The following is a 9,674-nucleotide window of genomic DNA, read 5'->3' on the forward strand; positions in this document are numbered from 1 at the left end:
GCCACTACCTCCGATGGTGGCGACCCGCATCGCCCGGCACCACCGCGCTCGCGATCGCCACTACCCGACCCGCTCACCGCGCCGGGCGCTGCGCACCTTGCTGCGCCGCTCTTCGATGATGTTGCCAAAGTTCTGCAGCAGCAGGGGCGCCCGCGTCACCAGGTGTTCAATGTGTTCCCGGTCGATTTCCAGCGCCGTCACCTCTTCCAGCGCGTACGCGCTGGCCAGATTCGGCTGCCGGGTCAGCGCCGTCAGCCCCAAGAACGACCCCTCGACCAGCGTGCTGATCGGCACCGTCGACCCGTCATCGGCGGTCGCGGTCAGCTGCACCCGCCCGGCGACCAGGAACGTCATGGTCGTGGGCACCTGGCCCGCGTACTCCACCACCTCGTGGGCGCCGTACCGGACGATCCTCGCGGCGGAGCGCAGCGATCGCTGCTCCTCGGCGCCGATCCGCAGCGCCGGCGCCACCACCGTGTGCAACGCATGCTCGACCCGTTCGATGGTGGAGAAGTCGTCATCGGCGCCGTCGAGGTGCAGGTCCTCCCGTCGCGCGGCATACCAGGCCCAGCGCAGGAAGATCGCCTTGGCCGCGCCGGCGTCGGCCGGTGAGTTCAACCCGATGGTCGTGCGGTACTCGCCCGCTCCCACCGGGACCGTCCGCGGCACGCTGCCGGCCTTGAGCTGAGGCAGCCCCTCGGCGATGCGCGACAGCAGCGCACACACCCGGTCGGGCGGGTCGACGGTGGCAAACGTGGTCGTCACCGCCAGCTTGTGAGTGCCGGGCGGCCGGCTCAGATTGGTGAACGCATTGCCGGCCAGCATCGCGTTCGGCATGACCCGAATCCCGCTGCCGGTATCGATGTGCACGGCGCGCCAGTTGACCTCGACCACCCGTCCGCGCGCCGTGCCGGTGTCCAGCCACTCGTCGATGCGGAAGGGCTGCTCGAACAGCATGAACAAGCCCGACACGATCTGGCCGACGGAGTTCTGCAGCATCAGCCCGATGACGACCGACGTGACGCCCAGCGCGGTGAAGATGCCGCCGATCCGCACACCCCAGATGTAGGACGACATCACCGCCAGACCGACGCCGATCACCACCAACCGCGCGCAGTCCAGGAAGATGCCGGGCAGCCTTTTGCGCCAACTCTTTTCGGGCGCGCCTTCGAACATCGTGGCGTTGAGGCCGGACAGCACGAGGACGAGCACCAGCAGACCGAAAACCGTGGTGAGGACGCGCACCGGAACGTCGCCGGCGGGGACCTGGGAGGCCTGGACCAGCAGCAGCAACAGCGCACCGAGCGGCAGCAGGTAGTTGCGCAGCAGGCTCACCTGCCTGGCCAGCGGACTGTTCCTGCGCAGCAGCGCGTCGTGCAGCTCGGTGAGAGCGATCAACCCGAGCGGCAACCCGACCGCGATGCCGATCGCCCAATAGAACCATGACGAGTTGAAGAGGTTCATCAGCGCTCCAGCAACCGGTAGATGGCCTGATCGGTACCGCCGACGGAGATGGTGCCGGCCGGGGTGAACTGCCGGACGTCCCGCATCGCCTCGTACACCTGCGAGCTGACGTAGATGCCCGGTTGCGGTGCGCCACTGTGCATTTGATAGGCCAGGCTGACCGCGCCGCCCCACATGTCATAGACCAGGCTGGACCGGCCGACCAACCCGCTGACCACGTTGCCGGTGTTGACGCCGACGCGCAGCCCCAGCTGGTGCACCGCCTGGCTGTTGAACCGATCGATGATGCGACCGATCTCCAAGGCGAAGTCGACGGCGCGGTGGATGCTGTCCAGCCGGGGCGTGACTACCCCGCAACTGGCCAGATATCCGTTGTGGAACGTCCGAATCCGTTCGACGCCAAGGGCTTCGGCCGCCGAATCGAATTGCCGGAAGAGATCGTTGACGGTCGCGACCAATTCGTCTTCCGGCACGTCGCTGGAAATCTCGTCGAGGCCGACGATGTCGGCGTAGATGACGGCCACGTCCTGATGTTTCTGGGCGATGGTCTCCTCGCCCTCGCGATAGCGCCGCAGCACCGACTCGGGCATCAGCGCCAGCAACAGGCGGTCGTTTTCCCGGCGCTGCTCGTTGAGCAGCTCCTCCTTGATGGCCAGGTTGCGGCTCATTTCGTTGAAAGCCGCTGTGAGATCCCCGATTTCGTCGCGGCGCCGGACGGGGATGTTGATCTCGTAGTCACCCGAGCTGATTTTGCGGGTGCCTTCCTCGAGACGCCGGACCGGTCGCACCGCGGCCTGCGCGACGAACATCGAGGCCACACAGATGGCGAAGATCATCGCGGCGACCGCGACCACCAGCGTCTTGCTGAACCTGCCGAGCCGGGCGAACGCATCGGAGTTGTCGCGCGTCGCCAGGATCGACCAGTGCAGGTCGGAATTGGGGATGTTCAGCGGCGCATAGGCTTCCAGCTCCCTGTTGCCGGTGTAGTCGGTGGCGCTGACCACTCCCGTCTCGCCGCGCTGGGCGGCGCGCAGCCCGGCCGTGTCGACCGGCTGCACCAGGGTGGTGCTGCCCAACCGGAGCGCTCGGTCCACCACGTCGGGTGGCGTGCCGGCGTCGATCGCCTGACGCCGGTAGCCCTTCGGGTCCTCGATGAAATCCCGCGAATCGGAACGCATCAGGTCGTCGGGACCCGCCAGATAGGTCTCGGTCGCCGGCCCCATTCCGGCGGCGTCCCAGCGTTTGTCGGCGGTCATGATCTTGTTGATCTTCGCGACCGGAACCGGCAGCGCCATTACGCCTTCGAATTTGCCGTTCATGCCGACCGGCGACACCACCCACGCCGTGGGGGTGTCGAGGTGCGGCTGGTACTGCTGAAAGTCGGTGATCCAGACGAAGTCGAGGTCGTTGGACGCCAACGCCTTTTGGTATGCCTCCCGCAGCTTCGATTCGCGATAGGGGCCCGTGAGGATGTTAGTGCCCAGATCAGGCCCCTTCATCACGCTGTAGACGACATTGCCCTGCATGTCGAGCAACAGCGCGTCCTGATAGTCGAATCGGGTGACGATGCCGCGCATATAGAAGTCGAAGCGGGCGTTGGCCGCTGACCATGCGCTGCCGTCACCGGCGTCCTGGACGGGCAGGGCGTCGGGGCCAGGCCGGGGGGCGGCGGTGTAGTACGCCTGAATGTATTTCTGCGCGTTGGCACTTGGCAGGACTGCCCTGATGTCGATGGTGTCCCCGGTGATCCGCTTGATCGGTTTGATCATGTCGTCGTCGTAGTAGTTGACCAGCGACTGCTGTTGGGCGGGCGTGATCGTCGCGTTGCCCAGCTGAGCGAATCCGGCGGTCAGCGTCGTCATCGCCTCGTTGACGCTGAAGCCGCCGCTGTAGACGATCAGCGAATTCGACACCTCCCGGAACAGCGCCTGCACGGCCCGCTTCTGCGACTCGCGCAACTCGATCAACCGCTCCGATTCGACTTGGCGCAACGCGTTACGGCCGGACACGGCGCCGATGAGGCCGATCACCGCCACACCCAAAATGCTCGACAGCAGCATGGTGATCAAGATCTTGGACTGGATGCCGAACCGAAAGCGGGCCAGGGCGCGCTGCCGCACGCGCTTCGCGGCCGGTTGGGCCGGACCGGGGTCGGTATGGGGTTCGGCGTCCGTCAACTCGCTCGTGGTCAATCGCCTGCCCTTTTCTCGTTCGATCCTGCCCCCTAACGCAGCAGAATATCGCGCGGACATCGAGATATTCGGCGTTTGCCATGACGCGATTCGGCGTCGAAAGTGCCGGTCGCCCTGGTGTGCTTTGTGATACCTACCCGACTAACGTCGGCGGCATGACACGCCTTTGTGTGGTGGGCAGCGTGAATCTCGATCTGTCGTTGGGTGTGGACGCCCTGCCACGGCCTGGCGAAACGGTTTTGGCGTCGTCGTTGACGCACACGCCGGGCGGCAAGGGGGGCAATCAGGCGGTGGCGGCGGCGCGCGCGGGCGCAACGGTGCAGTTCGTCGGAGCGCTCGGCGATGACGCGGCCGCGGGCCGATTGCGCTCGCACCTCGAGGCCAACGGCGTCGGGCTCGACGGAGCCGTCGAAATCCCCGGACCCAGCGGCACGGCCATCGTGGTGGTCGACGCCCACGCCGAGAACACGATCGTGGTGGCGCCGGGCGCCAACGGTCGCTTCACGCTCAGCGACGAGCGTGCCCGCACGGTCGTCGGCGACTGCGATGTGATGTTGACCCAGCTCGAGATTCCGGTGCCCACGGCCGTCGCGGCCGCGCACCACGCGCGCTCGGCCGGAGCGGTCGTCGTCGTGAACGCTTCGCCGGCCGGCCAGGATCCCGGCTCGTTGGGCGACTTGGCGGCCGCGGCGGACGTGGTGATCACCAATGAAGAGGAGGCCGACGAATGGCCCTGGCGCCCGGAACATTTGGTGGTGACGCTGGGCGCGCACGGCGCCCGTTACGTTGGCGCGGACGGCGAATACACCGTACCGGCTCCGACGGTGACCGCGGTGGACACCGCCGGGGCCGGTGACGTGTTCGCCGGCGTCCTGGCCGCGAATTGGCCACCCAACCCCGGCTCGGCGGATCAGCGGCGGCTGGCGTTGCAGCGAGCCTGCGCGGCGGGTGCGCTGGCGACCCTCGTCGCCGGCGCCGGTGATTGCGCGCCGGACGCCCAGTCGATCGCAAAGGCGCTGCGGGGTGCGTCCTAGCTAGCCGCTGCGCCCGCCGACATCGTGGGCGATTCGCAGGCCGTCGCCGGTTTCGAGCTCGTCGGCGGACTGGCTGAGCAGCACGCGACTTCGGCTCGGCGACAGTAGGCCCGACAGGTAGTGATGCGGTGCGCCGGCCGCGTACACGAGGCGGTTGACCCGCAACACGGCGGCGCCGATCGGCATGTCGAGCAGGTGCGCGTTGCGCGGGCCCGCGATTTCGGCCGTGATCTCGTGCCGCACCCGGTTCACCGTGACCCCACCGTCGGACAACAGCTCGTAGAGCGGCGCGCGCCGCAACGCCGCCTCGGTCAGCACCGGGGCCAGCTCCGGGGGCAGCCAAGCGTCGGTCACCAGTAACGGCTCACCGGTCCTACGTTGCCGCCGCACCCGCACGATGTGCAGCAGATCACCGCCGCGCCTCAGGGTCTCGGCGACCACCCGCGGGGGCGACCGGGTGCCCAGTTCGACGACCTCCACCTCGGTTTCGAATTGGGTCTGACGCAGTTCTTGCAGGTATGAGCGACCCACGGACACGTCGGCCGGATCATGTTGGCGCACAAAAGAACCCACACCCTGCCTGCGCTCGATGTAGCCCTGTTCGGCAAGGTCGGCCAGCGCGCGGCGCACGGTGATGCGGGAGACCCCGAACTGATCGCACAGCGTCTGCTCGGTAGGCAATGCCTCGCCGGGGGCGATGACCCCGCGGTCGATCTCGTCATGCAGCACCAGGAACAGCTGCCGGTGCAACGGCACACCCGCGGCCGCGGACACCGGGCCGGCCTTGTCGCTGCGCTGCTGCACGGTGCCCAATGCTTCCACACCGCCTCTCTTGCGCGACCGCATCAGTTGTTATAAACATATAACAACTGATAGACGTCTACTAGGCCGAGGGGGTTGCGATGACCGGGGTGCAGCAGCGGGCCGCCACCGATCCGGCCGGACCGACCGGGCGCCTGGCCACCTGGGTCGCCGATCTCACGCTCGACGACGTCCCGCCCACCGTCGTCGAGCGCGCCAAACACCTCCTGCTCGACGGCGTCGGCTGCGCCCTGGTGGGCGCCCGATTACCGTGGTCGCGCGTCGCCACCGACGCCGTGCTGAATCTGGAGGGATCCGGCGACAGCGTCGTGATCGGCACCGGACAGCGGACCAGCGCGCCCGCGGCCGCGGTGCTCAACGGCACGTTCATCCAGGGTTTCGAACTCGACGATTTCCATCCGCTGGCCCCGCTGCACAGCTGCTCGCTGCTCATCCCGGCGCTGCTGTCGACGGCATCGACACGCCCGGTGCCGACGACCGGGGCCGACCTGGCACTGGCAGCCATCGTCGGGTTCGAGGTGGGTCCGCGCGTCGGCTACACCCTGCACGGCACCCAAATGCTGGACCGCGGATGGCATTCGGGACCCGTCTTCGGCACCCATTCGGCGGCAATGGCGTCCGGCAAATTGCGCGGCCTGCCACCGGCGCAGCTGGAGGACGCGCTGGGTTTGGCCGCAACCCAGTCGGCGGGTCTGATGGCCGCTCAATACGAAGCGATGAGCAAGCGCATGCACCACGGCCTGGCCGCCCGCAACGGCTTCTACGCTGCGGGTCTGGCGGCCGGCGGTTACACCGGAATCAAGCGGGTGTTCGAGCGCGAATACGGCGGCTTCCTCAGCGTTTTCGGTGAGGGCCACGACCCGGACGTCGCGGCGCTGACCGGCGAGCTCGGCCAGCGCTGGGAGACCAACGTCATCATGGTCAAATCCTATGCGGCGATGGGTGGGCTGCACGGCGCCATCGAGGCCGCCAGGAAATTACGGAATTCTATTGCACCGGAGGATATCTCGTCGGTCGACATCACCGTCGGGGAGACCGTGTACAAGCACGGGTGGTGGCCGCCGCAGCGCCCGCTCCCCCCGATCGGGGCACAGATGAACATCGGGTACGCCACCGCGGCCGCGCTGCTCGACGGCAACGTGCTGCCCGAACAGTTCACCCCCGCGCGCCTCGATGCCGACGACATCTGGGCACTGATCGCGGCCACCACGGTGCACCTCGACGAATCGCTGGCCGACGCCGGCAGCACCGAGAAGTTCCGCACCGACCTCGCGGTGAAAACCCGGGACGGAACCGTGCACCGCGCGCGCGTCGCCCTGCCGCACGGCGCGCCCGACGATCCTGTCACCAACGACGAACTGGTGGCCAAGTTCCACGCCCTGGCCGACCGGGTCACCAGCCGCGGCCGCGCCGCGGCCATCGAGCGCGCGGTGATCGGGCTCGACGATCTGACCGACATCAACAACCTCATCGATGTGCTCGCCGGCCCTGTCGCGGGCGCACTGAACTGAAAGGACTCGGATGGCGACAACACCGGCCCGCTCTCGGCTCAAAGAATTGTTGAACAAGCGCGAATTGATCGTCGCGCCAGGCGTTTTCGACGGAATATCGGCGCACCTGACCAGACGCACCGGACACGTCGCGGCGTATCTGACCGGCGCCGGTGTGGCCGCGTCGGGATTCGGACTGCCCGACATCGGCCTGGTCACCGCGACGGAGATGGCCGAACGGGTCGCGATGGTCACCGACGCCCTGGGCGACGTCCCGCTGATCGCCGACGCCGATACCGGCTACGGCGGACCCATGAACGTGGTGCGCACCGTCCGTTCCTACGACGCGGCCGGGGTGGCCGCCATCCAGCTGGAGGACCAAATATTTCCCAAACGCTGCGGCCACCTGCCGGACAAGCAGGTCGTCGACGCGACGGTGTTCGAACGGACGCTGGCGGCCGCACTGGACGCCAGATCCGACGACAACCTGCTGGTGGTGGCCCGCACCGACGCGCGCGGTCCACTCGGGCTTGACGTCGCGATCGAGCGCGCCAACCGGTACGCGCAGGCGGGCGCCGACATCATCTTCGTGGAGGCGCCGCAGGATGCCGGCGAAATCGAGCGCATCGCAGCCGAAGTGGACGCGCCCCTACTGATAAACCTGGTACTCGGCGGCCTCACTCCGTTGCAGTCGGCGTCGCACCTGCAGGAGTTGGGTTATGCGATCGCCATCCATCCCAGCAATCTGTTGATGCAGACGACGTTCGCCATGCTGCAGAGCCTGTGCGAACTCAACGGCACCGACCTCGCGGCCCAGCTGCCGAGCTCCCCGGAAGACTTCTTCAACCTGGTGGGCATGGCGCAGTGGCGGGCGCTCGACGACAAGTACGCACAGATCGGGGACCGCTCATGGGCATGACCGTCATTGAAAAGATCTTCGCCCGCAAGGCGGGGTTGGACTCGGTGGCCCCGGGTGACACCGTCGTGGTCGACGTGGACATGACCGTCCTGATCGACCTGCAGTTCGGCACCATGTGGATACAGCCCAACCGAATTCACGATCCCGACAAGCTCGCGGTGATCATGGATCACGCCGTGCCCGCCCCGACCATCAAGGACGCCGAGGGCGGTCAGCATGCCCGCAGATTCGTCGCCGATTTCGGCATCGAGCGCTTCTACGACGTCGGCCGCCACGGCATCTGCCATCAGGTGATCGCCGAGAACGGCTTGGCGCGCCCGGGAGAAGTGTTGGCCTGCACCGACTCTCACACCTGTGCGGCCGGCGCGTACAACACCGCCGCCCGTGGCCTGGGTCCCGCCGAGATCTATTCAATCATGTGCACCGGCTCCACGTGGTTCCAGGTCGCGCCGACGATCCGCTACGAATTCGACGGCGCCAAGCCGGACGTGGTGAGCGGCAAGGACATCTTCCTGCACATCGCCAACGAGTACGGCGATGCGCCCAATCAGAACCTCGAATTCGGCGGCCCCGGCCTGGCCGGCATCCCGATGCACGACCGGCGGACCATCGCAACGCAGGGCGCCGAGGTGTCGGCCGATTTCAGCACATTCGAGCCCGACGATGTGTTGGCGTCGTTCCTCGCCGAACGCGACGTCACCGGATTCGACGCCGTCTCACCGGATCCCGACGCCGCCTATCAGGACGTGCGGCGTGTGGACCTGGCGGCGCTGGAACCGTACGTGGCGCGGCCGGGCACCGTCAGCCGCAACGGATCGCCGGTATCACAATTGGGCAAACAGAAAATCGATCAGGCCTTCATCGGTTCCTGCGCCAACGGACAACTCGAGGACCTGCAGATCGCCGCACAGGTGTTGCGCGGCAAGACCGTTGCGCCGGGCGTGCGGCTGCTGATCACGCCCGCCTCGCAGGCCGTGTACCGCGAGGCCATGCGGCGCGGCTACCTTCAGGACCTCGCCGACGCCGGCGCCGTCGTCACCAACTCCACCTGCGGCGCCTGCTTCGGCTACCACATGGGTGTGGTGGGGCCCGGCGAGGTCTGCATCACGGCCAGCACCCGCAACTTCACCGGGCGCATGGGCAGCAACGAGGCCGAAATCTTCATGGCCTCCCCGGCCACCGTCGCCGCATCCGCGGTCACCGGCTACATCAGCGACCCGAGGAGTGTGACCGCATGACACTGCGCTTCAGCGGCAAGGTATGGGTGTTCGGCGACAACCTGAACACCGACGCCATGTATCCGGCGTTCGCCATGAAGATGGAACCGGCCGAGGCCGCCAAGCACATCTTCTACGAGGTGCGGCCCGGCTGGACCGACGAGGTCTCCCCCGGAGATATCGTGTTGGCCGGCAAGAACTTCGGGCTTGGCTCGTCACGCCCCGTGGCGGCGCTGTTCGTCGAACTCGGCGTCGCCGGCCTGGTCGCCGAGGAATTCAACTCGCTGTTCTTCCGCAACGCCGTGAACTCCGGGCTGCCGGCGATCACCGTCCCCGAGGCCACCTCGGCGTTCAGCGACGGCGACACCGGAACGTTCGACCTCGCCGACGGCAGCTGGCGCAACGACACCACCGGGGCCGCGGGTACCGTCCCGCGCCTGCCCGACCTGATCCTCGACATCATCGAGAGCGGCGGTGTGCTGCCCCGGCTCGCCCGGCAGGGCTACCTGCCCGCCGAAATGGGCGACCTGCTGCGC

The 9,674-nt window shown here is 67.5% G+C and carries 8 protein-coding genes; 5 read left to right on the forward strand and 3 right to left on the reverse strand.

Going from position 1 to position 9,674, the window contains the following annotated elements; all coding sequences use genetic code 11:
* Positions 1 to 60: 60 nt before the first annotated feature.
* Positions 61 to 1,464, reverse strand: a complete 1,404-nt coding sequence (locus DQP58_RS24210; RefSeq protein ID WP_112710663.1) for a mechanosensitive ion channel family protein — start codon at positions 1,462 to 1,464, stop codon at positions 61 to 63.
* The gene (locus DQP58_RS24215; RefSeq protein ID WP_112710664.1) at positions 1,464 to 3,656 is read right to left on the reverse strand and encodes an adenylate/guanylate cyclase domain-containing protein; all 2,193 of its coding nucleotides are present in this window, start codon (positions 3,654 to 3,656) and stop codon (positions 1,464 to 1,466) included. Before DQP58_RS24215 ends, DQP58_RS24210 begins: the two co-directional genes overlap by 1 nt.
* 155 nt (positions 3,657 to 3,811) lie before the next feature.
* Here DQP58_RS24215 and DQP58_RS24220 point away from each other — a divergent pair, with 155 nt between their 5' ends.
* Complete coding sequence (locus DQP58_RS24220; protein ID WP_112710665.1) at positions 3,812 to 4,690, forward strand: ribokinase; 879 nt, start codon at positions 3,812 to 3,814, stop codon at positions 4,688 to 4,690.
* On the opposite strand, the gene DQP58_RS24225 is transcribed toward DQP58_RS24220, so the two are convergent.
* The gene (locus DQP58_RS24225; RefSeq protein WP_112710670.1) at positions 4,691 to 5,503 is read right to left on the reverse strand and encodes a GntR family transcriptional regulator; all 813 of its coding nucleotides are present in this window, start codon (positions 5,501 to 5,503) and stop codon (positions 4,691 to 4,693) included. It lies immediately after the preceding gene.
* Between the two features lie 89 nt (positions 5,504 to 5,592).
* Between DQP58_RS24225 and DQP58_RS24230 the strand changes: the two genes are divergently transcribed.
* From DQP58_RS24230 to DQP58_RS24245, 4 genes are all read left to right on the forward strand, one after another.
* The gene (locus tag DQP58_RS24230; RefSeq protein WP_112710666.1) at positions 5,593 to 7,023 is read left to right on the forward strand and encodes an MmgE/PrpD family protein; all 1,431 of its coding nucleotides are present in this window, start codon (positions 5,593 to 5,595) and stop codon (positions 7,021 to 7,023) included.
* A gap of 10 nt (positions 7,024 to 7,033) precedes the next feature.
* Entirely contained in the window at positions 7,034 to 7,921 is an 888-nt protein-coding gene (locus DQP58_RS24235) for an isocitrate lyase/PEP mutase family protein (protein WP_112710667.1), read from the forward strand.
* Positions 7,912 to 9,159 carry a 3-isopropylmalate dehydratase large subunit gene (locus DQP58_RS24240; RefSeq protein ID WP_112710668.1) on the forward strand — a complete coding sequence of 416 codons (1,248 nt, stop codon included), beginning with the start codon at positions 7,912 to 7,914 and terminating at the stop codon, positions 9,157 to 9,159. The genes DQP58_RS24235 and DQP58_RS24240 overlap by 10 nt, the downstream gene beginning before the upstream one ends.
* The coding region (locus DQP58_RS24245) for a 3-isopropylmalate dehydratase (protein WP_112710669.1) at positions 9,156 to 9,674 on the forward strand (519 nt) is incomplete at its 3' end. The genes DQP58_RS24240 and DQP58_RS24245, both read left to right, overlap by 4 nt.

Origin of the sequence: Mycobacterium colombiense (genome assembly GCF_003284975.1) — a bacterium.
GTDB lineage: Bacteria > Actinomycetota > Actinomycetes > Mycobacteriales > Mycobacteriaceae > Mycobacterium > Mycobacterium europaeum_A.